The organism is Actinoplanes sp. KI2, assembly GCF_025630775.1.
Taxonomy (GTDB): domain Bacteria; phylum Actinomycetota; class Actinomycetes; order Mycobacteriales; family Micromonosporaceae; genus Actinoplanes.
Window position 1 is genome coordinate 130,075 of sequence record NZ_JAOSZE010000028.1, and the last position, 25,005, is coordinate 155,079.

At 72.1% G+C, this 25,005-nt stretch carries 22 protein-coding genes; 11 read left to right on the forward strand and 11 right to left on the reverse strand.

Annotation, left to right across the window (positions count from 1 at the left end; all coding sequences use genetic code 11):
* Positions 1-130: 130 nt before the first annotated feature.
* On the forward strand, positions 131-1,282 hold the full coding sequence (gene rho / locus ODJ79_RS28495; protein ID WP_263026671.1) for a transcription termination factor Rho: 1,152 nt from the start codon (positions 131-133) through the stop codon (positions 1,280-1,282).
* 12 nt (positions 1,283-1,294) lie between these two features.
* Here the strand turns inward: rho and ODJ79_RS28500 are convergent, their stop codons facing one another.
* The 3 genes from ODJ79_RS28500 to ODJ79_RS28510 form a co-directional block, all read right to left on the reverse strand.
* Complete coding sequence (locus ODJ79_RS28500; protein ID WP_263026672.1) at positions 1,295-1,951, reverse strand: putative glycolipid-binding domain-containing protein; 657 nt, start codon at positions 1,949-1,951, stop codon at positions 1,295-1,297.
* A 68-nt stretch (positions 1,952-2,019) separates the two neighbouring features.
* Complete coding sequence (locus ODJ79_RS28505; RefSeq protein WP_263026673.1) at positions 2,020-2,517, reverse strand: MarR family winged helix-turn-helix transcriptional regulator; 498 nt, start codon at positions 2,515-2,517, stop codon at positions 2,020-2,022.
* Between the two features lie 61 nt (positions 2,518-2,578).
* Positions 2,579-4,450 (reverse strand): adenylyl cyclase, encoded by a 1,872-nt coding sequence (locus ODJ79_RS28510; protein WP_263026674.1) that lies wholly within the window; start codon positions 4,448-4,450, stop codon positions 2,579-2,581.
* Between the two features lie 198 nt (positions 4,451-4,648).
* On the opposite strand from ODJ79_RS28510, the gene ODJ79_RS28515 reads away from it, so the two are divergent.
* From ODJ79_RS28515 to ODJ79_RS28525, 3 genes are read left to right on the forward strand one after another with little or no spacing between them, the layout of a single operon-like run.
* Entirely contained in the window at positions 4,649-5,611 is a 963-nt protein-coding gene (locus ODJ79_RS28515) for a LacI family DNA-binding transcriptional regulator (protein ID WP_263026675.1), read from the forward strand.
* A gap of 10 nt (positions 5,612-5,621) precedes the next feature.
* A complete protein-coding gene (locus ODJ79_RS28520) occupies positions 5,622-6,221 on the forward strand; it encodes a GNAT family N-acetyltransferase (RefSeq protein ID WP_263026676.1) in 600 nt (199 codons plus the stop codon).
* Between the two features lie 23 nt (positions 6,222-6,244).
* Positions 6,245-6,799 (forward strand): DinB family protein, encoded by a 555-nt coding sequence (locus tag ODJ79_RS28525; RefSeq protein WP_263026677.1) that lies wholly within the window; start codon positions 6,245-6,247, stop codon positions 6,797-6,799.
* Positions 6,800-6,822: 23 nt separating this feature from the next.
* Here the strand turns inward: ODJ79_RS28525 and ODJ79_RS28530 are convergent, their stop codons facing one another.
* A complete protein-coding gene (locus ODJ79_RS28530) occupies positions 6,823-7,290 on the reverse strand; it encodes a TspO/MBR family protein (RefSeq protein WP_263026678.1) in 468 nt (155 codons plus the stop codon).
* Positions 7,291-7,367: 77 nt separating this feature from the next.
* On the reverse strand, positions 7,368-7,970 hold the full coding sequence (locus ODJ79_RS28535; protein ID WP_263026679.1) for a TetR/AcrR family transcriptional regulator: 603 nt from the start codon (positions 7,968-7,970) through the stop codon (positions 7,368-7,370).
* A 95-nt stretch (positions 7,971-8,065) separates the two neighbouring features.
* On the opposite strand from ODJ79_RS28535, the gene ODJ79_RS28540 reads away from it, so the two are divergent.
* Positions 8,066-9,382: a cytochrome P450 gene (locus ODJ79_RS28540; protein ID WP_263026680.1), complete on the forward strand. Its 1,317-nt coding sequence runs from the start codon at positions 8,066-8,068 to the stop codon at positions 9,380-9,382.
* Here the strand turns inward: ODJ79_RS28540 and ODJ79_RS28545 are convergent.
* Together ODJ79_RS28545 and ODJ79_RS28550 are read right to left on the reverse strand one after the other, a co-directional pair.
* On the reverse strand, positions 9,370-10,134 hold the full coding sequence (locus tag ODJ79_RS28545) for a metallophosphoesterase family protein (RefSeq protein WP_263026681.1): 765 nt from the start codon (positions 10,132-10,134) through the stop codon (positions 9,370-9,372). The two genes, ODJ79_RS28540 and ODJ79_RS28545, sit on opposite strands and share 13 nt — an antisense overlap.
* A complete protein-coding gene (locus tag ODJ79_RS28550; protein ID WP_263026682.1) occupies positions 10,131-11,456 on the reverse strand; it encodes a diacylglycerol/lipid kinase family protein in 1,326 nt (441 codons plus the stop codon). The genes ODJ79_RS28545 and ODJ79_RS28550 overlap by 4 nt, the downstream gene beginning before the upstream one ends.
* 87 nt (positions 11,457-11,543) lie before the next feature.
* Between ODJ79_RS28550 and ODJ79_RS28555 the strand changes: the two genes are divergently transcribed.
* From ODJ79_RS28555 to ODJ79_RS28565, 3 genes are read left to right on the forward strand one after another with little or no spacing between them, the layout of a single operon-like run.
* The gene (locus ODJ79_RS28555) at positions 11,544-11,987 is read left to right on the forward strand and encodes a hypothetical protein (protein ID WP_263026683.1); all 444 of its coding nucleotides are present in this window, start codon (positions 11,544-11,546) and stop codon (positions 11,985-11,987) included.
* 16 nt (positions 11,988-12,003) lie between these two features.
* Positions 12,004-12,624, forward strand: a complete 621-nt coding sequence (locus ODJ79_RS28560; protein WP_263026684.1) for an RraA family protein — start codon at positions 12,004-12,006, stop codon at positions 12,622-12,624.
* On the forward strand, positions 12,621-13,562 hold the full coding sequence (locus tag ODJ79_RS28565; protein ID WP_263026685.1) for a phosphoglycerate dehydrogenase: 942 nt from the start codon (positions 12,621-12,623) through the stop codon (positions 13,560-13,562). The genes ODJ79_RS28560 and ODJ79_RS28565 overlap by 4 nt, the downstream gene beginning before the upstream one ends.
* 7 nt (positions 13,563-13,569) lie before the next feature.
* On the opposite strand, the gene ODJ79_RS28570 is transcribed toward ODJ79_RS28565, so the two are convergent.
* Positions 13,570-16,956: a bifunctional proline dehydrogenase/L-glutamate gamma-semialdehyde dehydrogenase gene (locus tag ODJ79_RS28570; RefSeq protein ID WP_263026686.1), complete on the reverse strand. Its 3,387-nt coding sequence runs from the start codon at positions 16,954-16,956 to the stop codon at positions 13,570-13,572.
* 99 nt (positions 16,957-17,055) lie between these two features.
* Here ODJ79_RS28570 and ODJ79_RS28575 point away from each other — a divergent pair, with 99 nt between their 5' ends.
* Both ODJ79_RS28575 and ODJ79_RS28580 read left to right on the forward strand, forming a co-directional pair.
* Positions 17,056-17,958, forward strand: a complete 903-nt coding sequence (locus ODJ79_RS28575; protein WP_263026687.1) for a LysR family transcriptional regulator — start codon at positions 17,056-17,058, stop codon at positions 17,956-17,958.
* An 89-nt stretch (positions 17,959-18,047) separates the two neighbouring features.
* Positions 18,048-18,812, forward strand: coding sequence for a hypothetical protein (locus ODJ79_RS28580; protein ID WP_263026688.1), 765 nt, complete (start codon positions 18,048-18,050; stop codon positions 18,810-18,812).
* 173 nt (positions 18,813-18,985) lie between these two features.
* On the opposite strand, the gene ODJ79_RS28585 is transcribed toward ODJ79_RS28580, so the two are convergent.
* The 3 genes from ODJ79_RS28585 to ODJ79_RS28595 form a co-directional block, all read right to left on the reverse strand.
* A complete protein-coding gene (locus tag ODJ79_RS28585; protein ID WP_263026689.1) occupies positions 18,986-19,336 on the reverse strand; it encodes a helix-turn-helix domain-containing protein in 351 nt (116 codons plus the stop codon).
* Positions 19,337-19,419: 83 nt separating this feature from the next.
* Positions 19,420-20,583, reverse strand: coding sequence for a hypothetical protein (locus ODJ79_RS28590; RefSeq protein WP_263026690.1), 1,164 nt, complete (start codon positions 20,581-20,583; stop codon positions 19,420-19,422).
* A 218-nt stretch (positions 20,584-20,801) separates the two neighbouring features.
* Positions 20,802-23,633 (reverse strand): S8 family serine peptidase, encoded by a 2,832-nt coding sequence (locus ODJ79_RS28595; RefSeq protein WP_263026691.1) that lies wholly within the window; start codon positions 23,631-23,633, stop codon positions 20,802-20,804.
* Between the two features lie 500 nt (positions 23,634-24,133).
* Between ODJ79_RS28595 and ODJ79_RS28600 the strand changes: the two genes are divergently transcribed.
* A complete protein-coding gene (locus tag ODJ79_RS28600; RefSeq protein WP_263026692.1) occupies positions 24,134-24,916 on the forward strand; it encodes a hypothetical protein in 783 nt (260 codons plus the stop codon).
* Positions 24,917-25,005 lie beyond the last annotated feature (89 nt).

The following is a 25,005-nucleotide window of genomic DNA, read 5'->3' on the forward strand; positions in this document are numbered from 1 at the left end:
ATCGGACCGCGGATGTCGGCGAAAGCCCCCGCTGGTCCTGGCCGAAGGATCTGATTCCGGCCACATCTCATTTCACACGCCGCATGCGTATGCCCGATTCGGCTACGCACGGTTTCTGAGGAGTCCCTCGATGACAACTGTTGCTACCCGTACACCCAAAAACCCCACCACCGAGGCTGCCGACGTCGCCGTCGACGCGCTCCTCGACATCGTCGACGACCGGGCCTGGCTGCGCGCCGACGGCTATCTGCCGGGCCCCGGCGACATCCCGGTCGGCCGCCAGCAGGTCCGCCAGCTCGGGCTGCGCCGCGGCGACCGGGTCACCGGTTTCGCCCGCACCCACGGCGACCCGCGGAAGCCGGTCACCCTGCAGGTCGAGGCCGTCAACGGGCGGCCGCCGCAGCGGCACCGGCCCGACTTCTACGAGATGACCCCGCTCTACCCGCAGGAGCGGCTGCGCCTGGAGACCGACCCGAAACTGCTCGAGACCCGGGTGATCGACCTGGTCATGCCGGTCGGCAAGGGCCAGCGGGCGCTGATCGTCGCGCCGCCGATGGCCGGCAAGACCACCGTGCTGCAGCGGGTCGCCAACGCGATCGAGCGCAACAACCCGGAGGTCCACCTCATGGTCGTGCTGATCGACGAGCGGCCCGAGGAGGTCACCGACATGCAGCGCTCGGTCAAGGGTGAGGTGATCGCGGCGACCTTCGACCGGCCGCCGCAGGAGCACACCGCGCTCGCCGAGCTGGCGATCGAGCAGGCCAAGCGCCGCGTGGAGCTGGGCGAGGACGTGGTCGTCCTGCTCGACTCGATCACGCGACTCGGCCGCGCCTACAACCTCGTCGCGCCCGGCCGCGGGCGTACGCTGTCGGGCGGTTTGGATGTTTCCGCCCTGCATCCGCCCAAGCGGTTCCTCGGCGCGGCCCGCAACATCGAGGGCGGCGGATCGCTGACCATCATCGCCACCGCGCTCGTCGAGAACGGCTCGGCGATGGACACGCTGATCTTCGAGGAGTTCAAGAGCACCGGGAACGCCGAGCTCAAGCTCGACCGGTCGCTCGCCGAGGCGCGCATCTTCCCGGCCATCGACATCGCCGCCACCGGCACCCGGCACGACGAGAACGTGGTCGGCCGGTCCGAGCTGGCCGTGGTCGCCCAGTTGCGGCGCGCGCTGACCGGTCAGGACCGGCGGGACGCGATGCGCCAGCTGCTCGATCAGTTGCGCACCACGTCGAGCAACGCGGACTTCCTGCGGCGCGTGGCCCTCACCCTGAGCCAGTAGGAGCGTCCGCGCTCAGTGCGCGATCCGCAGGCGGCCGGGCTGGTAGGTGACGATGCCCTCGGCGTCCAGGTCGTAGGCGACCGCCGGACCGTCGCCGGCCACCCGCAGCTTGGTGTCGCTGACCCGGTGGAACGACGCGTCGCCGGTGACCACGGTCAGCCACGGCATCAGCACCCGGATCACCGGCACCCGCGCTGGGCCCGACTCGGCACCGAGCCGCAGCGTGCGCATCGCCCAGGTCAGGAAGATCGGCGAATCGGCGAGCAGCAGAACCGCGCCGCCGTCCAGCCGGGACGGGTCGTCGATGCCGGCCGCGGGCGCGTCGATCCCGCCGGACTCCTCGGCGCCGCAGGTCCAGGGCCCGTGCCCGGCGCGGGACAGGGCCAGGTTTCGCCGCCAGCCGCTGCCCTCGGTGGTGATGGTCAGCGCGCGCACCCGCCACGCGCCGTCCAGGTCGGCATGCCAGCGCGACGTGTACGGCTGCTGGCCGCCCACGACGACGGAGCCGGTGACTACGCCGGGCGCCGTGCCGTCGCGCAGGACGAGCTCGGTGCCGACCGTCGCGGTCCGCTGCCAGACGAGTGGGCCGTGCGTGCGAGCCTCCACCCGGCGCTGGGTGGGAGCCGTTCGGGTGGTCATCTTCTCGACCGCCTTGATGTCGGGGCGCATCTCATAACCATTGCACCATGCAACCTTTGCCGCCAGGTTGCGGCGGGACGAAGTTGCCGGGGCGCTTGCTAGTCCGGATCGTTCTCGTGCTGCCGCCAGCCCAGCCACCACTCCTGCTCGGGCATCTCGCCGGCCGCGGCGGCGAACGCCGTGAGCGCCTCGGTCACCGCGGGCTGCCAGACGCCGGCCGTCTCGGCGACGATCCGCTCGAGCTCGGCCCGGCGGTGGGCCATCACCTTCTCGACGATGTCGTGCCCGGCCCGGGTCAGCCGTAAACGCACCACCCGCCGGTCGTCGGTCGACCGGACCCGCCCGACCAGGCCCTTGGCCGCGAGACGGTCGGTCATCCGGGTGCCGGTGGACGGATTGACCTGCAGTTCCTCGGCGATGTCGGCGCTGCGCAGGGTGCCGCGAACGGCCAGCACCACGAGCGCGCGGAACTGCGGGAGGGTCACCTCGGCCTCGACCGCGTCGAGCGCCCGCACGGTCAGGCCGACAAAGGCCCGGCTCGCCAGCATCAAAGCCTGGACGGCGGGCTCGTGATCGGTCGGCCGGATCGCGTGCATCAGGTCATCATCGCAGCCACGCCGGAGCCGGCAAACCGGCTCCGGCGTGGCAATCGGACGATCAGGGCAGCGGGTAGTCCGTCACGAAGACCGGAACGCCCACCTTGGACGTGTCGGCCGCCGCGCCCACGCCGTTGACGACGTGGTCGATGGTGCCGGCCGACAGGTTGACGGTCATGATGTGGTGCAGCTTCACGCCGGGACGGTTCGGTGCCTCGAAGCCGTTCTCGGTGTGGATCGACGGGTTGTTCTGGTTGAACACGTACACGCCCGCGCCGTACAGATGGTGGGTCTTGACCTTGTTGCCGACCTTGTAGCCCGGGTAGCCGTTCTCCGTGCCGTTCATCCAGTCGGCCTGCGTCGGCGGGTCGTACGGCAGCTCGTTCTGGTAGAGGACGGTCGTGCCGTTGTCGCCGTTCCAGAGCGTGTTGAACTTCTGGAAGTGCTCGACGAACAGGCCGGTCGCGGTCACGTTGTCGCCGTTGATCACGGCGCCGTAGCGGCCGGTGTTGGTGTTCCACCGCTCGGTGTCGCCACCGGTGAAGCCCTCGACGCCGTGGTCGGCCCGCCACACCCAGGTGTGGTCGACGAGCACGTTGTCGCTGTTGATCTCGAGCGCGGTGTCGGTCTTGCCGACGTGCGGGCCGCCGACCCGGAAGTACACGTCGGACAGGGTGGTCGGGTTGCTCGCCGAGTTGAGGCCGAAGCCGCCCTTGACGCCGACCTGCAGCAGGGTCTTCGACTCGGTGGTGCCGGCGTCGATGGTGACGCCCGCGACGATCGCGCCCGGGACGTCCGCCACCTTGATCGGGGTGGCGCCGTTGACCGCGGTGAGCGTGGCGTGACCGATGCCGAGCACGACCTGGTTCGGCCAGAACACGTTGATGCTCTGCCCGATGTTGTAGACGCCGGGCGTGAGCAGCAAGTTCTTACCCAGCAGCAGCTGTGCGTTGATCAGCCAGACCGGGTCGGACGGCTTCGCGATGAAGAAGTCGCTCAGCGACACCGACCGGCCGGGAGTGATCCCGTTCGCCCAGGAGACGCCACTGGTGTTCTTCTGCGCCGACGGGACGCGGACGTTCCACTTGCCCTTGTCGTCCACGTAGAGGTACGGCTTCTCCCGGCTGACCGGCGTGGTCGGCAGGGTGGTGTACGGCGGGTTCGGGAACGCCGAGTCGTCGGGCGCGCCCTGGACGCCGGCGAACACCTGGTTCCAGACCGCGTTGGTCCAGCTGTCCACCTTGCTGTTCCGGGTGAGCCACTGCTGCTGGGAGCCGTTGAGCACGGTCGGGAAGCGGGAGTCGGCGATGAAGCCGCCGCTGGCGTACTGCGGGCCGGCGGTGCAGTAGTCCATCAGCGAGAACGTGCCGCCGGTGACGTCCAGCCGGCGCAGCGAGACGGCCTGCGACACCGCCCAGAAGTTGGCCGAACCGCGGCAGCCGTCCTGCCCGGCGCCGTTGATGTGCAGCGACAGGTTGGACAGCGTGCGCCAGAAGTTGACCAGCGCGAGGCAGTTGCTGGTGCCGTTGTCGTTCAGGCACCGGTTGTAGACCTCGATCTTGCCGTTGATCACCACGTCGTCCGGGCTCGCGCCCAGGCCGGCGACCTCGGTGTAGTAGCCGACCTTGAACTGCAGCGGCTTGGCGTCCGTGCCGTAGGTGCCCGGCTTGAAGAAGAACGCGTACCGATCGGTGCTCATCTCGGCGTCGGTCTGCTTGGTGGCGGCCGCGTCGAGCGCCGCCTGGATCTGCTCCGTCGGCATGCTCGGATCGAAGATCGTCACGTTGCTGCCGAACGCCGGCGTGGCCGGCTTGTTGCTGGTACCGGCCTGTGCGGCCGTGCCACCGAGGGTAGCGACGGTGACCACCGCCAGTCCTATCGCGAAGAGCCGCCCGAACTGCCGGCGGACCCGCCGCCCGGCGCGTGTCGTCATGCTGGAGGGGTCCTTCCCGTCATGTGCTGGAAACATTTGATGTGCACAGATGGCAATAGACCTCGGCGCATGTCAAGGCGACCGAGTTCGGCAATCGCGTAGGGATCGGACATCTCACCCCGGTTCCGGAACAGGGTCTGCCCGAAAGGCCGCCGGAACCGGTACCGGCGGGCGCGGCCCCTCGTGTGTACTGGGCCGATGACCGCGCTCACCGATGTCGCCCGCCGCGCCGGGGTTTCCCCCGCCACCGCGTCGCGGGTCCTCTCCGGCTCCGGCCCGGCGTCGGCCGATGCGCGCGCCCGGGTGCGGTCGGCGGCCGACGCGCTCGGCTACCGCACCCATCCGGTCGCGCGCATGTTCGCCCGGGGCCGCGGTACGCGGATCGTCCTGGCGATTCGTGACGCGAACCGATCGATCCTGAGCGACCCGTTCGTGTCCCGGGCCGCCGCGGCCGTCGCGGAGGTGGCCGACACGGCGGGACTCGGCGTCGCGCTGCGCCGGCTGCCGCTCGACTGCGAAACCGACCTGGCGGAGTTGGCCGCCGATCGGAGCGTCGCGGCGGTGCTGCTGGCCGGACACGATCACCGGCTGCCGGCCCGGCTCCCGCGGGCGCTGCACGGGCGGTCCGCGACGATCGGGGCGGCCGGGGCCGACGTCGACAGCGGGGCCGGGATCGGCGCGCTGCTGCGGCACCTGCATGCCACCGGGCGCCGGCGGATCGCGATGGTGGCGGGTCCGAGGTGGGTCGCGGCCGCGCGGACACCGCTGGACGCGTACGCGACCTTCGTGGCCGACGCCGGTCTGCCGGTCCGCACCGTCGCCGGCGATTTCACCACCGCCCGCGGCCGGGTGGCGGCCCGGCGCATCCTGCGTACCTGGCCGGACACCGATGCGATCGTCGCGGTCAGCGACGCCACCGCTCTGGGCGTGCTGGACGCGCTGTCGGCGCTCGGCGTCCGGGTGCCCGGCGACGTCGCGGTGACCGGTTTCGACGACAGCCCCCTGGCCGCGGCCGCGCGACTGACGTCCGCCACCCATCCGGTGGAGCGCATCGCGGCGTACGCGGCCGACGCGGCCCTGCGCGGCGGCGAAGCCCGGCGCCTGTTCCCGAGCCGGCCGAAGCTGCGTGCGTCTTGCGGTGGAACCGATTCCACCGCCTAGGCTCGTAACCGTGCCAGAGATACGTCCCTACCGGCCCAGCGACCTCGCGGCCGTCTACGACATCTGCGTGCGCACCGCCGACGCCGGCCAGGACGCACGCGGCCACTACTCGACCGACGACTTGATGGGCGACATCTTCGCCGCCCCGTACGTGCGCCTCGAGCCGGACCTGGCGTTCGTGGTCGACGACGGCGGCGCCGCGGTCGGCTACGTCGTCGGCACCGCGGACACGGCCACCTTCGTGAAGCGGTACGCCGCCGAGTGGATCCCGTTCCTCGGCGACAAGTACCCGGTGCCGCCGCCCCCGCCGCGCACCGCCGAGCAGGACATGGTCGCCCTGCACTACCACCCCGAGCGGATGCTCGTACCCGGGCTCGACCTGGCCGGCTTCCCGGCCCACCTGCACATCGACCTGCTGCCGCCGTACCAGGGCCGCGGGTATGGGCGGCGGCTGATCGAGCGCTTCGCCGGCACGGTGGACGCGCCCGGCGTACACCTGGGAATGTCGACGGCGAACGTCCAGGCGCGCGCCTTCTACGACCGGCTCGGCTTCGAGCAGCTGCCGGTGCCCGACCCCGGCCCGATCACCTACCTCGGGCTCCGCCTCTGACCCAGGTGCGCGAGACTGGGGCGATGGTCGACTACGGTGCGCTGCTGGTCTCGCAGCTGGAGTTCTACTGGGACGCGCACCTGCGCCCGCGCCTCGACGGGCTCACCGACGAGGAATACCTGTGGGAGCCGGTGCCGGACTGCTGGACCGTGCGGCCGGACGGCCGGGGCGGCTTCGCGTACGACGGCTACCAGCAGCATCCGCAGCCGGCGCCGTTCACCACCCTCGCCTGGCGGATCGTGCACGTGGCGACCGCGATGTCCATCCGGACGAGCACGTTCTTCACCGACTCCGGCGACGCGGACATGTTCGACCTGCGACACTGGCCGGCGTCGATCCCGGGCAACGCGGCCGACGGGATCGCCTTCCTCCAGACCTGCTACCGGGACTGGCACGACCACATCGCCGCGCTGTCGCCGGCCGAGCTCGAGCGGCCGCTCGGGCCCAAGGGCGGCTTCTTCGCGAAGGAGCCGATGGCCGCGCTGATCGTGCACATCAACCGCGAGGTCATGCACCACGGCGGCGAGATCGGCGTCCTCCGCGACCTCTACCGGCACCGGCACCGGCAGGCCGCATAGCGCTCCCCCACGCCGAGCGTGGGTCACTTGCGGTTGCGTGCCGCGATCGAGGAGTTGAGCGCGGTGGCGAACGCCGTCCACACGACGTAGGGCGCGATCGCGGCCGCGGCGGCGCGGTCGACCGAGCGGGCCCGGTTCAGCAGCGCCAGGTTCGACACGTTGAGCAGCGCGATCTCGGCCAGCGCGGCCCGGGGCGCACGCGCGCCGAAGAAGACGACCGTCCAGCCGGCGTTGAGGGCCAGGTTCGTGGCGTAGCCGCGCACGAACCTGGCGCGGGCCGGTCCCTGGGCGCGGTCCAGGACGCGCGCGCCGGCGACCGCCAGCAGTCCGTACAGCGCGGTCCAGACGACCGGGAAGGCGGCCGGCGGTGGTTGCCACGGCGGCTTGTCCAGCTTCCGGTACCAGCGCGAGTCGGGCCGGGTGGCCAGCGAACCGGTGAGCGCGGTGGCGGTGACCGCGGCCGAGGTCTTGAGCAGCGTGGGCAGTCGCATACGGGTGCGATACCCGCACGGCCGGGGTCGACACCCTTCGCCATGATCCTCGGACCCCTGACCGGAAGCCTGACGCGTCAGGGGCGCGGGCCGAGCAGCAGCTGGGTCGCCTCGACCGCGGCGCCGACGATCGTGGCCACGTCGTGGTCGTCCTCGACGGCGGTGGCGATCAGCTCGCGCAGGCCGCCGAGCAGGATGATCGCGGTCTGCTCGGACGGCGGCCGCACCCCGGCGGCGCGCAGGTGCGGCGTGTCGGTGAGCTGCTGGATCAGCTCGACGAAGCGGCGCATCGTGGCCCGCTGGAACTGCCGGGCGCGGCCCTCGCCCAGCGCGGGGACGTCGCGGATCCAGCTGAGTGAGATCGGCGGATCGGCCTGGACGGCGGCGATCCAGCCCTCGATCGCCTGGCGGGCCTGCGTCTCCCAGGACGCGCCCGGGTCGACCGCCGCCGAGATGTGCGTGATCGTGCGCTGGTTGCTCTCGTAGAGCAGGGCGACCAGGCACTCCTGCCGGTCGGCGAAGTGCGCGTAGAACGTGCGCCGGGAGGTCCGCGCCTCGCGCACGATGTCGGCCACCGTCGTGTCGGCGTAGCCGCGGAGGCGGATGCACGCGGCCAGGCCCTCGAGCAGCCGGCGGCGGTGGGCGGTGTCGGCGCCGGCCGGGGCGTCCGTGGTCGTCACCTGGCACACGCTAATACGTGGCCGGGCCTTGTGCCGACGTGGTACGCGAACGTACCGTGAGATGGTACGCGGACGTACCACGCAGGAGGTTGGCGATGACAGCGACAGCCCTGGCCGGCGCGGTCCTGCCGGACGGCCCGAGGAGTCCCCGCCTGGTGCAGGCCGTGCAGTTCGCGACCGCCCGCGGCAAGGCCATGCGCCGGCTGCGGCGGCGGTACGGGTCGGCGTTCACCATCCAGTCGCTCGCCATGGGCCGGATGGTGATGCTGGCCGACCCGGCCGAGGTGCGCGAGCTGTTCCAGACCAGCCCCGAGCTGGCCGACACGGCGGATGCGAATCTCGGCTCGGTGCTCGGACCGGGCTCGTTCTTCGCGATCACCGGGGACGAGCACCGGCGGCAGCGCAAACTGCTCACCCCGCCGTTCCACGGCCGGCGGCTTCGGGCGTACGAGCAGATCATCGAAAGCGAGACGGAGCGCGAGACGGCGTCCTGGCCGGAGGGCCAGGCCTTCCCGGTGATGCCGTCGACCATGCGGATCACGCTGAACGTCATCCTGCGGGCGGTCTTCGGCGCCGACGGGGCCGAGTTGGACGAGCTGCGCGACCTGCTGCCCAAGGCCGTGAAGATCGGCTCGATCCTGGCCGTTCTCCCGATCGTGCGGCGTGACCTGGGCGGCTTCGGGCCGGGCGCGCGCTTCGACCGCTACCGGCGGCGGTACGACGAGATCGTCGACGGGCTCATCGACCGGGCCCAGCGCGACCCGGCGCTGGGCGACCGGGACGACATCCTCGCGATGCTGGTGCAGTCCCGCTACGACGACGGCTCGCCGATGACCCGCAGCCAGATCGCCGACCAGCTGCTGACCCTGCTGACCGCCGGGCACGAGACCACGGCCACCACGCTGGCCTGGGCGATCGAGCGACTGCGCCGCCAGCCGGGCCTGCCGGAGCGGCTGGCCGGCGCGGACGACGCCCTGCTCGACGCGACGCTGATGGAGGTGCAGCGGGTCCGGCCGGTGGTCGAGCTGACCGCCCGGCAGGTGCGCGCCGAATCGCTGTCGATCGGCCGCTGGGTCCTGCCGCGCGGCACCGTGGTCACCGCCTGCATCGCGCTCCTGCACGAGGACCCCGCGCTGTTCCCCGATCCGGAGCGGTTCGACCCGGAGCGGTTCGCCGGGTCGCGGGCCGACATGTACGGCTGGATCCCGTTCGGCGGCGGGGTGCGGCGCTGCATCGGCGCCGCGTTCGCCTCCCTCGAGATGCGGATCGTCCTGCGCACGATCCTGCGCGACTTCGTCCTCGAGCCGACCACGGATGCGCCCGAGCGCCCGCACAGCCGCGGCATCGCGGTCGCGCCCGCCCAGGGTGGCACGGCGATAGTCCACCGCCGCGGGACCCGTCAGGACGTGTGAGTCCGGCGCGGGTGGCGGGTGACCGGGCCGGTGTACCAGGCGCCCGGGTCGCCCTCGCACCGCTCGTGCACCTCGATCGCGTCGGGCGAGACGCGCAGCACGGTCCACGATCGGGGGACGCCGCGGACCCGGTGACTGGTCGCCGTGCCGGCCACGTTCACCAGCATCTCGCCGTACGTGCGGACCGACGGCACGTGGGTGTGACCGGCGAGGACGATGTCCACCTCGGCCTGTCCCGTGGCGCGGACGAAGTGACCGCGCCCGACGATCCGTTCCAGGCCACCGGCGAACGGCGGGTGGTGCATCGCCAGCAGGCGTACGTCCGAGGGGGAAGCGGAACCCAGCACCTGCCGCACCCGGACCGCCTGCCGATGGCTCACCCGGCCGCTCTTCCAGCGCCACCAGGGCATGCTGTCGATCCCGAGAGCGGTCACGCCCTCGACCCGGACCACCGACTCGTCCGGGCCGATCCAGCGGCGGTAGCGGTGGTACGGCGCGGCCACCCGCAGCGGGCTGATCAGCGGCAGGTCGTGGTTGCCCGGCACGACCAGGCGCGGCGTGGGCAGCTTCTCCAGCAGCTCCACGGCCCGCATGAACTCGTGCGGCCGGGCCCGCATGGTGTTGTCGCCGGTCACCACCACCAGGTCCGGATGGAACGAGGCCACGTCGTCGGCGAGCGCGTCGACGGCGGCCGGCACGTGCGCACCCAGGTGCAGGTCGGAGAGGTGGGCAATGACCAGGGGCACGCTCACCGCCGGGTCAGAGCGAGGTGGCGCAGCCGGGACCAGTCGAGCTCGGGCGGCGGCGGCGGCACGCCGGGACGATCGCGGGGTACCCGGACGCGCAACGCGCCGGGCGTGATCGAGCAGCGGACCGGGGTGGGCAGCAACAGCGCCTCGCCGTCCACGCCGACCGGCAGGCGCTCGACGTCGGCGTCGATCGAGACGAACTTGGCGGCGGTGCGGGTGATGGTGCCCGGCCGGCCGCCGAAGACCAGGCTCGCGGCGTCGGCGGCGCCGCGCACGTGCACGGCCAGCACGCCGAGGTCGCCGCCGTCCAGGCGGTAGCGCCGGCCCAGACCGGCGACGTCGTCCAGGCCGTACGGGTTGTTGCTGACCAGCACGGCCTGCGGACCCATCATGGCCAGATCATCGCCCACCTGGACGCGCAGCACCGGTCCTTGATGACCGGTCAGCAGATCGGGGAGCAGATCGAGGGTGACGCCGGCCTTGTCGTCGCGGTACGCGGGGCTCTGCACGATCGCCGCGTACGCGCCGAACGAGGCGTTGTTCACGAACACCCGGTCGCCGACCCGGCCCAGATCGGCCCGGATCTCCACGCCGTTGCCGAGCGCCTCCAGGCAGGTCGACGGGTCCTCCCGGTCCAGGCCGAGGTCGAGGGCGAAGTGGTTGCGGGTGCCCGCCGAGATCACCAGGAACGGCAGCCCGGCCTCGGCGGCGACCGCGGCGACCAGGGCCTGGGTGCCGTCCCCGCCGGCCACCCCGAGCAGGTCGGCGCCGTCCCGGACGGCCTGGCGGGCGACCTCGGCCACGTCCACGTTCGGGCCGTCCAGCAGGTAGACCTGGGCGCCCAGCTTGCGGGCGCGCTGCTCCAGGTCGAACCGGACGACCTTCCCGCCGCCCGACTTGGGATTCATGATCAGGAAAGGCCGGGCCGGTGGCGGGGTGGCGTACTCGACCGGCCCGCCGTGGTGCGAGTGCCGGAGGGCGGCCCGGGCGGCGACCACCATCCCGGCCCACAGCAGGGCGAAGACGACCACGACCCAGAACAGCGAGGCCCGCGCGTACACGATCAGCACGGTGACCGGCGCGGCGACCGCGACCACCGCGGCCACCCAGCGCAACCAGCCGCGGTGGGTGAGGAACCACCAGGCCGCGGCCAGCATCACCGCCATGCCGGCGGCGGCGACCAGGAGAAGCCCGATACTCGCCCGGACCCCGGCTCCGGCCAGCATCAGTATCACTGCGGCCGCGGCGGTCAGGAAGGCCAGGCGGGCCAGCCAACGCCGGCCGGTGGGCGCGGGGAGGTCGGAGGGCGCGGGGAGGTCAACCATCACCGCAGCCTGACCCGGGCCGGTGCACGGGGGCATCATCCGCCGCGGATGGCGCGCCCGCCGCCCGGCCCGGCGCACGATGTGCTCATGTCCACGCAGAGCAGTTACGCCACTGAACGGGCCGGCCGGGACACCGGCTTCGCGCCACCGATGTCCGGCTGGGTCGGCGTCGTCGTGTTCGGCGGGATCATTCTGATGGTCCTCGGGCTCTTCCACCTCATCGAGGGCATCGTGGCCCTCGTCGACAACCACTTCTACCGGGTACGCGCGGACGCGCTCGCGCTGAACATGTCCTACCAGGCCTGGGGATGGCTGCACGTCGGGATCGGCGTGGCGGCGATCGCCGCGGCCACCGGGATCTTCCTGGGCATGCTCTGGGCGCGCCTGGTCGGCGTGGTGATCGCCATGCTCAGCGCGTTCTCCAGCATGCTCTTCATCGAGTCGCTCCCGTTCTGGGCGGCCATCCTGATCGCTTTGGACGTCCTGGTGATCTACGCCCTCCTGGTGCACGGGCGCGAAGTGCGGAAGTGACCGGTAGGTTGGCCGCATGGCTGACCTACCGCAGGGCCTCCCCACGACCACCTTCGCCGACGTGCTCGATCGCCGTCAGGTGATGGACGCCGCGATCCGGCCGCTGTGGTCACCGGTCCCGCTGATCGCCGGCCCGGCCTTCACCGTGCGCTGCCCGCCCGGCGACAACCTGATGCTGCACGCGGCGATCTACCGGGCCGAGCCGGGCTCGGTGATCGTCGTGGAGTCCGGCGACGTCGACTACGCGCTGGCCGGCGGCAACGTGTGCGCGGTGGCGCAGCGCCGCGGCATCGCCGGGTTCGTGCTGGACGGCCTGGTCCGGGACATCGGCGAGGTGCGCGAGATGGGCTTCCCGGTGTGGGGGCTGGGCGTGATCCCGATCCCCGGTGGGAAGGCCGCGGCGCTGCCGGTGAACGTGCCGATCCGCTGCGGCGGCGTCCCGGTGCGGGCCGGCGACCTGGTGGTGGCCGACGAGGACGGGGTGGTCGTGGTGCCGGCCGAGTCCCTGCCGGAGGCGATCGCGGCCGCCGAGGCGAAGCTGCAGGCGGACGCCGCGCTGACGCTCGACGACTGGGAACGCGCGCACCGCACCAAGATCGACGGTTTGCTCGCCGCCTGGCAGGGCGAGCAATCATGAAGGTGCTGCTGCCGGACAGCGTTGACCTCGCCGGTCTCACGCTGCCCGCGGATGTCACCGCCGTGGTGTACGCCGTGGACGAACCGATCGCCGACGAGCACACCGACGCCGAGGCGCTGGTCGTCTGGAGCAACCCGTCGTCGCAGCTGCGGGATTCCGCCGCCCGGCTGAAGCGGCTGCGCTGGGTGCAGACCCTGGCGGCCGGTCCGGACGCGGTGCTCGCCGCCGGTTTCGCGCCGGAGGTGGTGGTGACCTCGGGCCGCGGCCTGCACGACCGCACCGTCGCCGAGCACACTCTCGCGCTGCTGCTGGCCGCGGCGCGCCGGGTCGATCTCATGGTGCGGGCCCAGATCGGCCATCGCTGGGCCGGTGAGCTCGGCGGAAACCAACCCCTCGAAGACCCCGACCATTTCCGTACGCTGCGGGACGCGCACGTGGTCGTCTGGGGGTTCGGCAGCATCGCCGCCGCCACGGCCCCGCTGCTGACGGCGTTCGGCGCGCGGGTCACCGGCGTCGCGCAGGCGGCCGGCGAGCGGCACGGCTATCCGGTGCGGACCGAGGCTGACTTCCCCTCGCTGCTGCCCACGGCGGACGCGCTGGTGATGATCCTGCCGGCCACCCCGCGGACCAGGCACGCGTTCAACGCGTCGGTCGCCGCGCTGCTCCCCCGGCACGCCTGGCTGGTCAACGTCGGCCGGGGCGCGACGCTGGACGAGGCGGCGCTGCTCGACGCGGTCCGGTCCGGGCGGTTGGGCGGGGCGGCGCTGGACGTCACCGAGACCGAGCCGCTGCCGCCGTCCTCGCCGCTGTGGGACGAGCCGAACATCATCGTCTCGCCGCACGCGGCGGGCGGGCGGCCGCTCGGCGCCCCCGACCTGATCCGGTCGAACCTGGAGGCGTTCCGGGCCGGCCGCCCGCTGCGCAACGTGGTCGGTTAGATCGGCTTCAGAGCACCGAAGCGGCCAGCCGGTCGGGGTTGCCGAAGCGGTGCGCGGTGATGCTGATCGCCTGCTCGTGCAGGAACGGCAGCAGCTCGATCCGCCCGGCCTCGGTGACCGGACCCGACCAGACGGCCAGGTCAGGGGTGGCCGGGATCGCGCTCGACCCGCCGATCAGCCGCACCCGGCCGGACCTCAACCCGGCCGCCCAGGCCTGGTCACTCTCCACCCGGATCTCGGCCGGGATGGCCGCGGCCAGCGACTCCGGCAGCGCCGTTCCGACCGAGACCCGCATCTTCGAGCCGGCCAGGACGCCGGCGGCGAGCACCCGCACCAGGTCGGCGACCGGCGCACCGGCCGCGAGCCGGATCTCGACCGGCTGGGTCACGTAGCGCAGCACGTTCCGCTCGGCCCACAGGCCCGAGACGTCCGACTGTCCGAAGTGCTCGGACCAGGCGAGGGCGTCCGAGCCCGCCGCCCGGTCGACAACGGCCATCTCCGCGTCGCTCAGCACCGACCGCGCGGCGGCGAGCAGCGACCGGACCCGATCCGATTCGACCTTCGCGAGCGCCGTTGCCGGGGCCGGCTCCCAACCGGTCAGACCGGCCAGGTAGTTCGGGCCGCCGGCCTTCGTGCCCGGCCCGACCGCCGAGCGCTTCCAGCCGCCGAACGGCTGCCGGCGCACGATCGCCCCGGTGATCCCCCGGTTCACGTACAGGTTGCCGGCCTGCACCCGGTCGATCCAGCGGCCCACCTCGGCCGGGTCGAGCGAGTGCAGCCCCGAGGTCAGCCCGTAGTCGACCTCGTTCACCAGGTCGATCGCCTCGTCGAGGTCGGCGGCGGTCATGATGCCGAGGATCGGCCCGAAGTACTCGGTCCGGTGGTATTCCGAACCGCGCCGCACCCCGTCCCGGATGCCCGGCGACCACAGCCGCCCCTCGTCGTCCAGCTTCCGCGGCTCGAGCAGCCAGCTCTCCCCCGGCGACAGCGAGGTGAGCCCGTTGAGCAGCTTCCCGCGGGCCGGCTCGATCACCGGGCCGACCTGGGTACGAGCGTCGGCCGGGTAGCCGACGGTCAGCGACGACGCGGCGTCGAGCAGCTGGTTGCGGAACCGCTCGGACCGCGCCACCGACCCGACCAGGACCACCAGGGACGCGGCCGAGCACTTCTGACCGGCGTGCCCGAACGCGGACGCCACCACGTCCTTCACGGCCAGGTCGAGGTCGGCGCTCGGGGTCACGATGATCGCGTTCTTGCCGCTGGTCTCGGCGAGCAGCGGCAGGTCGGGACGGAACGACCGGAACAGCTCGGCCGTCTCGTACGCGCCGGTCAGGATGACCCGGTCGACCTTCGGGTGGCTGATCAGCTCCTGGCCGAGGCCCTTCTCGTCGACCTGCACGAGGGTGAGCAGCCGCGGGTCGGGCAGCACCCGGCGGATGATGTCGGTGAGCAGCGCGCCGCAGCGTTCGGCCTGCCCGGCCGGCTTGACCACGACGGCCGAGCCGGCGGCGAGGGCGGCGAGCATCGAGCCGGCCGGGATCGCGACGGGGAAGTTCCACGGCGGGGTGACCAGGGTGAGCCGGACCGGCGCCGGGGTGGCGCCGTCGACCTCGTCGAGCCGGGCGGCGAGCTCCGCGTAGTAGTGCGCGAAGTCGGCCGCCTCCGACACCTCGGGGTCGGCCTGGTCGGCGGTCTTGCCGGTCTCGGCGGCCATCACCTCGAGCAGCTCGGCGCGCCGGGCCTCGATCGCCTCGCCGGCCCGGTGCAGGATCGCGGCGCGCTCCGAACCGCTCATCCTGTGCCAGTCGCCGGCCGCCTCAGCGGTCTCCGTCATGAGCTGGTCGAGCCGGGCCGGGTCGTCGATCCGGGCGGCGTCGATCGTGGCGATGCCGAGCTTCGATCCGGGCGCGCGGGTGAGCATGTCCCGCACCCAGGCGCGGTTGGCGGCGACGGACGGGTCGGTGTCCGGCGTGTTCTCGAAGTGACCGGGCACCGACTGGGGCACCGCCGCGAACCGGTCGATCACCCGGCGCGCCGCCGGGACCGCGTCGTCCAGGTCGTTCAGCGAGGACAGGAAACGCTCCCGCTCGCGGGCGAACAGGCCCTCGTCGGAGTCGAGCTCGAAGACCGCCGACATGAAGTTGTCCTGGCTGGCCCCCTCCTCGAGGCGGCGGATCAGGTACGCGATCGCCACGTCGAACTGCTCCGGGCGTACCACCGGGGTGTAGAGCAACAACCCGCCCACCTCGCGGCGGACCACCTCGGCCTGGCCCTCGGCCATGCCGAGCAGCATCTCGAACTCGATGCCGGGCCGGACGTCGCGGCGGCCGGCGAGGAGCCACGCGTACGCGATGTCGAACAGGTTGTGCCCGGCGACGCCGAGCCGGACGTTGCCGATGTGCTCGGGGCGCAGCGCGTAGTCGAGGACCCGCTTGTAGTTCGTGTCGGTGGCCTGTTTGCTCTCCCAGGTGGCGAGCGGCCAGCCGTGCACGGTCGACTCGACCCGCTCCATCGGCAGGTTGGCGCCCTTGACCAGGCGCACCTTGATGCCGGCGCCGCCGCGGGCGCGACGCCGGGCCGCCCACTCCTGCAGGCGGATCATCGCGGCGAGCGCGTCCGGCAGGTACGCCTGGAGCACGATGCCGGCCTCGAGACCGGTCAGGTCCGGCATGTCGAGCAGGCGGGTGAAGACCGCGATGGTGAGGTCGAGGTCCTTGTACTCCTCCATGTCGAGGTTGACGAACTTGCCGCCCTGGGCGGCGGCCAGCCGGAACAGCGGCGTCAACCGCTCGACGATGTCGTCGACCGCCTCGTCGAAGGCCCACGGGTTGTGCGGCTCGACCGCGGCCGACACCTTGATCGACACGTAGTCGACGTCGTCGCGGGCGAGCAGGCGCTCGGTCTCGCGCAGCCGGCGGCCTGCCTCGCCGCGGCCGAGCACCGCCTCGCCCAGGAGGTTCACGTTGAGCCGCACGTCGCGGCGGCGGATCCGGGCGATCGCCTTGCCCAGGCGGGCGTCGGTGGCGTCCACGACCAGGTGGCCGACCATGTGCCGCAGGACGCGGCGGGCGATCGGGACGACCACGCCCGGCATGATCGGGGCCATCCGGCCACCCACGCGCACGGCCGCCCGCAGCGGCGCCGGCAGGAACCGCGGCACGTCGGGGGCGAGCGCGGCCAGCGTACGGGCGCTGACCTTGAGGTCTTCCGGCCGGACCACGCCGTCGACGAAACCGACCGCGAACTGCAGGCCCTTGGGATCGCGCAGCAGCCCGGCGAGCTGCGCGGCCGAGCCCTCCACCTGCACCGCAGACGCCTCGTGCAGCCAGCGGCGGACGAGGGCGACCGCCTCCTGGGCGAGGTCGGTGTCGGCAGGCATCGCGAGATCGGTCATGCGCCTCAGTGTCCGTCCATGTCTGGTTAAGGAAAAGCGATGGTTTTTGACGAGTACTCTTCAGTTCTGCTTACGGTTCGCTCAGGAAGTGGGAACGTCATGCTCGAAATCCGTCGTTTGGTGCTCCTGCGCGAGTTGGCGATCCGAGGGACGCTCGCCGCGGTCGCCGAGGCGCTGAACTTCTCTCCCTCCGCGGTCTCCCAGCAGCTGAGCCTGCTGGAGAAGGAGACCGGTATGACCCTGCTCCGCAAGGCCGGCCGCCGGGTCCGGCTCACCCCGCAGGCCGAGGTGCTGGTCGAGTCGGCGGCCGCGGTGCTGGACACGCTCGAACGGGCCGAGGCCGCCCTCCAAGCGTCGCTGACCAGGGTCAGCGGCCGGGTCCGGATCGCCGTTTTCCAGTCGGCCGCCCTCGCCCTGATGCCGGCCACGCTGCGCGCCATGGCCGAGCGCTATCCGGACGTACGGGTCGAGATGGTGCAGCGGGAACCCGAGGAGGCACTGCGCGAGACCTGGGCCCGCGACTTCGACATGGTCATCGCCGAGCAGTACCCGGCCCACGCCGCGCCACACCATCCCGGGCTCGACCGGCGGCCGCTCACCTCCGACGCGATCCGGCTCGCCCTGCCCGCCGCCTCGGTCGCCCTGCACCCGGTCGGCTCGCTGGACGAGGCCCGGTCGATACCGTGGGTGATGGAGCCACGCGGCGCCGCATCCCGGCACTTCGCCGAGCAGATGTGCCGAACTGCGGGATTCGAGCCCGACGTCCGCTACGAGACCGCCGACCTCCAGGCGCACATCCGCCTGGTCGAATCCGGCAACGCGGTGGCCCTCATCCCGGACATCATGTGGGCCGGCCGGGACACCTCGTGCCGCCTCCTTGACCTGCCCGGACTCCCCCGGCGCACGATCTTCACGGCGCAGCGGACCGCCGGTGCGGCGTCGCCGGCCGCGCGGGCGTTCCGGGACACATTGGAGGCTGCCGCCGCGACCGGGGTCTCCTGAGAGTCACCTAAGACCTTCTTTAGAGCAGTTGTGCTCTCCGTGATGAGAGGTGACGATCAGCCCGTCCCCTCCGGAAGGAAGGCAATCGGATGGCTGACTGGGTGCTCATACCCTGTCTGAAAGCGCTCTTCGCCGAGTTCGACCGGATAGCGCCGTCCCGCGATCGCGCCTCGGACGGCTCGATCGGCGACACCGCGCACCAGAACGAGGTCTCGGACCACAACCCCGACGAGACCGGAAGGGTGCCGATCCACGACGCCGACCACATCAACGAGGTCCACGCGATCGACGTCGACAACAACTTGCGCGAGAGCGACCTGACCATGGAGAAGGTCGTGCAGTTCCTGCTCGCTCGCTGCCGATCCGGCGCCGAGAAGCGGCTGCGCTACATCATCTACAACCGACGGATCTGGTCGGCCTCGTCCGGGTGGGTGCAGCAGACCTACACCGGCGCGTCGCCGCACACCGAGCACGCGCACTTCTCCGCCTCGTACGCAACGAATCTCGAAGCCTCGACGGCTTCCTGGCACCTGGAGGACATTCCCGTGGCGTTGACCGCAGCGGACAAGACCTGGATCACCAACACGATCGCGGCGCAGACGAAGGCGGCCATCACCGCGGAGCTCGGCGCGATCGCGAAGGAGGTGATGGCCACGTACCGCGTCGGCGGGACGACCACGGCCGGCTCCACATATCAGCGAAACCTGTCGGAGCTGACCGCGGACGTCTGGGCGATGACCATGCGCGGCAACACGATGGGCGGCGATCCGATGCCGTCCGAGGGCGCCTTCTCCCAAATCCTCGAGGACCTCGCGATCCTCACGGCCAAGGTGGACGCGCTCACCAAGCAATAAGACCAATCCGACCGGGTACGCGCGAGGCGCGGCCGATCGGATTTGTCACTCGTGAGCGTCGCCCCGTTGCCTGTGCAGGGCGACGCTTTTCTCTGCTTTCCTCGTTTCCTCGGGCGCCTTTCGCTCCGCTTTCCTCAGGCGCCTTTGCCCCGTTTTCCTCGGGCGCCTCTCCCTCAGGCGCTGAGCCGGCGCTCGGGCACTCTCCGCGGCGCGATGCCGCGGCAGGACTCGGGGTATACCTCGTCCAGCTTGGTCAGCCACCGGATCTGCTCGCGGGGCGGCACACCGCACCCGCGCAGGAAGCCGAGCAGCGTCTCGCGCCGCGGCATGCTCCCGCCGGTGATCAGATTGTGGACCGTGGCACGCGAAATGGGCGTCCCCGCGTCCTTGCTGCGCCGTGCCACACTGTCCAGCGAGCGGCGACGGGCCATCATCAGCGCACGCAGCCGCCGGGCGAACTCAGCCGGCGTGGCGGCACCTGCCGGATCGGCCGGGACCACCGCCAACGTCGTCATCACGCTCATCGATCTCACCCTCGTCAGCGATCAACTGAGCTCGATCTTTCTGCCGCCCCATGGCCCGAACAAGTACGCAGGTGCGTAGAAGTTCACCCCAGGCTGACGGTCAAACCCGACATTCCGGCGGCCGCCGTGAGGTCAACCCCGCTCCCACCGGGGGTCCAGCCAAATGCCGTGAACTCCCGCCCCGGCGCGATCCCGGTCTGGGTGTCACCCGCAAGAGTGACCCGGCCGGCGCCGTCTTCCACCCGCACCCGCACCGGTGTCCCGCTCGCCAGCCGCACCTGGAACTGATCGACCCCACCGCTCATCCGCACGACCGTCACCGCCTTCGGCGCCGGAAGAGCTAAATCGATGCGATTCGCGCCACCCGCCAAATCGACCGCATCCACCTGGGCACCGTTCAGATCGATCCGCGTGCTGTTGGCGCCGCCGTGCAGCCGTACCGTCCACCGCACCGCCGTGCTGAGGAGGATGTCCACGGCCGTGGCGCCGCCGTGCGCGCCCGACGGCAGATAGAGCCGAAGCGCCCCGCCTTCGTCGACGACCTTGGGCGTGACGCCGCCGGCGAGCGGTGTGGAGATCCGGTAGAGGTCGCCGCCCAGGTCGCCCGCCCGCACCTGCACGGCGCCGGCCCCGTCCACCAGCTCGATGGTCGCCGAGGTCCGCCCGGCCACCGGCGCACTGACGAGACCGCCGGGCGGCGCACCTTGACCGCCCGGCGCGCCCTGACCGCCCGGCGCGCCCTGACCGCCCGGGGCGCCCTGGCCGCCCTGGTCGTCTTGCGCAGGGCCTTGGTTGCCGGCCGCGACGCCGGCGCCGTTTCGGCTCCCGGCCGCACCGGATACCCCGCCACCCGACCGCCCGGCCAGAAAGATCACCCCGACCACGCCGGCGAGCGCCAGGAACACTCCCGCCACGACGAGAATCCGCCGCCTGCCCGTGGCCGCGTGCCGGTCCACCCCCGGCGACCCCCACCCCGGCTCCACGTCCTCGGCATCGTCCACGAACGGATCGCTCGGCGGCCCATAGATCGGCGCGAAGCCCGTGGGATCGGTGTCCTCCTCCGCCCAGTCATCGGGCCCCGGGGCAGGCCACTCCCCGGTGGGTTCGTCCATCTCCTCGGTCGGCTCGTCCCTCAACCGCTGCGCCAGCCGCTCGGCGGCGGGACCGCCCCCGCCGCCGACCGCCCGCTGCGCCGTCTCATCGTCCGGGCGCCGAGCGCTCCCATCCTCCGCCGGCGGCACGCCCATGTCTCTCGCCGTGTCGCCGACCTCATCGCCTGGCATCGCAACCCCTCCCACGCGGGAACTGCCCTCCCTCATCACTACGGACGGGAGCAGCGCCGGGACGGGCGGCGGAGCTGTGCATTCTCCGGTGCCGGCCCGGAACAGGACGCGCGCGGCCCGGACACGAACGGGCGCGGGGATGCAGGCCCGCGCCCGTCGTGCCCGCCCCGGAGGGTTGCCGGTCAGTGGTCGCCGAACGTGTCGTGGGTGATGTACTGGCCGGTCGGTGGGGTGGTGGTGCTGCGGTTGGAGCCGGATTCCCAGGTCACCGCGCCGTCGGCGGTCTTGATGAGGTACTTGAACTCGACCGCGGTGCCGGGCGGCAGGCTGATGCCGCCGGTCCAGACGGGATAGTTCGCCGAGGAGAGCGCGATCGCCCGGGACGGGTCCCACCCGCCCAGTTCGGCGATGTTGCCGACGACGAAGACGTTCTGGCCCCAGACCGTCTGACAGGTCACGTTGAAGGTCGCGGCGATGCGGTCGGCGGGCGGATGGAAGGTGACGCCGCTGCCCTCGGTGACGGCGGCGGTCTGGTACGCGTACGCGAAACCGTCTGTTCCGCCGGGATTCTCCAGGCCGATCGTGGCGCTCGTGCCGGTGGCCCGCCCGCCGCTCAGCCCGCGATAGCGGTAGGTGACCACGCCGTCGGCGTGCAGAACCGCGCTGACCGACACGCGCTCGGTGGACGAGCCGAAGAACTGTGCGTTCCGCCATTCCACGACGAACGTGTCGGCGGTCGCGGTCGTCCACACGCTCGCCTGATCGTCGAGGTACAGGTCGTCCCAGAACGGATACAGCGCGTCGTTCGGATCGGTCGCGGCCGGCAGCTCGGTGTTGACGAAGGCGGTGGACGCGCCGTCGAAAGTGATCAGCCCGTTGCTGCCCACCCACGCCTGCGTGTGCCCCACGCCGTAGAGCGGGAAGGAGAACGGGAGCGTCACGGCGGTCGCGGTGTCGTCACCGGCGAGCGAGAGTCGCTGGTCGCCCGGCCGGTAGTCGTCGGCCGGCCCGCCACAGGTGTAGCCGAAATGGTCGGTCGCCGGGGCAAGCGCCAGGTCGACCGTCGTGTCGGCGGACAGATCCAGGTGCCTGGTCGCGGCGGAGGCACAGCCGCCGGCCGGGTGGGCGTTGATCTCGTACGCGCCGAGGGGCGCCGCCAGCCGATAGTGACCGTTCTGATCGCTCGTGACCGAGACCGGCGTTCCGGACAGCGTGACCGTGGTGCCGGGCAGGGCCGCCCCGCCGCTGGTCACCGTGCCGGTCACCACCGCCGACGCGCTGGTGGTGAGCGTGGCGTCGAGCCGGGCCGCGCCGCCGCCGTCGACGGTCACGTCCCGGTCGACCGGGTCGTACCCGAAGGCCGTCACCCGGACGTGGTAGGTCCCGGCGATCAGCCGGCCGAACCGATACGAACCGGTCGCGTCGGTGCTCAGCGACCGCTGCCCCGGGCCGCTCACCGTCACGGTCGCCCCGGCGATCGGAAAGCCTCCGCCGCTGACCGTCCCGGCGAGGCTGCCGTTCGGGCTGACCGCCATCGTCACCGCCGCGTAGGCGTCGAGCCGGCCCTGGCCGTACACGTTGTTGTCGGCGGCCGTACCGCCGCAGCTGGTGTCGTCGGTGTCGATCGCCGTCTCGTCGAGGATCTCCCGGGTGGCCGCGATGTCGTGCCGCAGGGCCGGTTGCGCGGCCCAGATCAGCGCGACCGTGGCGGCAGTGTGCGGCGAGGCCATCGAGGTACCGCTGTAGACGGCGTAACCGTCGGGCACGCTGGACCGGACGTCGACGCCGGGCGCCGCGATGTCCGGCTTGACGGCGCCGTCCTGGCCGCTGCCCCGGCTCGAGAACGAAGCGATCGTGTTGGTGCTGTCGAACGCGCCCGACGAGTACGTCGTCGTGTACGAGCCGGGCGTGTTGGCGGTCGCGCAGGACGGTCCGGAGTTGCCGTTGGCGAACGCGGGGAAGATGCCCGCCGCCACCCAGGCGTCCACGACCTGCGAGTACCAGGGGTCGAAGCCGGACGCGCCGCCCCACGAGTTGTTCACGACGTCCGGCGCCCGCTCGGGAAGCGGATTGTTCCCGTCCCGATCGGTCGGGGCGACGATCCACTGTCCGGCCGCGAGCAGCGACGCGACCGAGCACGAACTGCTCTCACAGCCCTTCGCCGCGATCCATCTCGCCCCGGGCGCCACCCCGATCCCGTCCGCGCCGACCATCGTGCCCATCGTGTGGCTGCCGTGGCCGACGTTGTCGCACGGCTGGTTGCCGGCGCACGTGTGCGACGGGTCGTACCAGTTGTAGTCGTGGCTGAGGCTGCCGTCGTCGTTCCGGCCGCGGTAGTTCGCCGCCAGCGCCGGGTGATCGAACTGAACCCCCGTGTCGACGTTGGCGACGACAATGCCCGCCCCGGTGTCGTTGCGCTCGCTCCAGACCCGCGGCGCGCCGATCCGGTCGATGTTCCACTCGACGCTGGCCACCGCGGCCCGCGCCGTGCCGCCGGTCGTGGCCGGCAGCTTGATCGGATCGTCCGGCAGCACCTGTTTGACCTCCGGCCGGGCGGCGATCACCGCGACCAGCCCGGCGTCGCCGGTGACCCGCATCGTGTCGGCGATCCAGTACGCCTGGAACCGCGCCTTGCGGTCGGTGAGCAGCGTGCGCAGCCCGGCCTGGTGCCGAGCGGCCGCGGCGCGGGCGTCGCGGTAGACCGTCGCCGCCTTGGCCTTGCCCGTCGCCCGGCGGCCCGCCGCGAGGTCGTCACCGTTGTGGCGAAGCATCACCCAGAACGAACCGGTACGCCCGCCGGCCAGCTGCTTCCTGACCTTCGCGGCCACCTTGCGCTGCGCCGCCCCGCCCGCATCAGCCGCCGCGCCCACCCTGCCTTGCGCCGCCCCGCCCGCATCGGCCGCCGGGCCCACCGCCACTCTGCCCTGCGCCGCCCCGCCCTCGGCCGCCGGGCCCACCGCCACCGTGCGCTGCGCCGCCCCGCCGTCGTCGGTCGTCGGCGCGGCTTGGCCCACGCGTCCCACCGCTGCCCCCGCCGGGGCTGCCGTCAAGCCGGCGGCGGCCGCGGGCGGTGCCGCTGTCAGGGCGGTGACCACACCGATAGTCGCCGCCCAAAACCGGAATCTCATCCGATACCCCCTGTCGCCCCGGGAACGGTCGCCCCTCGGGACGGTCGGAAGGTATCGACGAGCCCTTTTGCAGTGCAAGTTCTTGCTGTTCTTGCATCGTCGTTTCAGGGGTATGTCAAAGGGGAGACATCCGCAGGTGGGGTTCGTTGATGCTGATGGCGGGCTTGTTACTCGCCCTCAGGGGCCGTGCGGATGCCGCACAAACCGCTTCGCCGGGTTGCCAAGGAGCACTTGCGACGGTCACTGTGAATGGTCTTGCAGACCAGACAGCGCTCCGGCTCAGCGCGTCGGGGGTGCGGGAGCGGATCACGGACCTGCACCCGGGTATGCCGCCGTTCCCCAGAGCCGGGCTGCGGCACCGCCCACCAACCCGTAGCATGCGGCCGGTGTTGATCAGGCTCTACGCGATGATCGCCCGTCGCCCGCGATCCTTCGCGATCGGCGCCGGCGCGGTGGTCGTACTGCTCGCCACTGTCGCCTCCGGTGACGGCCCGCTGTGGCCGGCCGCGGTCGCCCTGTTGGCGGTGACGTTCGTGGCCGCCGGCGCGCTCGCCCTGCCCGCCGTCGTGGCCGGCAGGCGTCCGCGCTTCCTGGTGGCACGGGGCGGCGCGTTCCTGACGCCCGTCGACGTGCCGCCCATACTGGTCGTCCTGTCCGTCATGGCTGCCCTCGGCGGCTGGGCCGCCGTGGCGTTCTACCACCTCGATGCGGAGCCCGCCACCGAGCCCCGGCGGCAGATTCCGTTGGCGCTGGCGATGCTGGGCCTGCTCGGGACCGGGTTGGGCAGGCCGGAATCGCGCCGCGAAGGCATCGCCGTGCACCGTGACGGCGTAACCGTCCGCCGGATCGACGGGTCGCTGACCATCACGTGGCAGGCCGAGCCGTTGGTCGCCCCGGTAGATCCCCCACCGACGGCCCTGGAGCGGCTCTTCCAGCCCGGGGACCGGGTGGCGCTGCTCCTGCGCCACGGCGACCTGGCCCAGATCGACGGGCGGTGGCCACCCGATTCGATCGTCCCGTCGACCGTCGACCCGGCCTTCCTGGCGTGGGTCGTCAAGGAGTACGCGGACCATCCCGACCGCCGTGCCGCGATCGGCACGCCGGAGGAGTTGCGCCGGCTGACTCAGAGTGGCCAACAAGCAAACGTTCGGCGCCATCTTCGAGCCTGACGTGGTCTCGGCCCGGCCCGGCCCGCCGAGACCGCAACCCCAACCGCAAGATGTTGAGCGACATGGTCGTAGCCCAGCTCACGACGCTC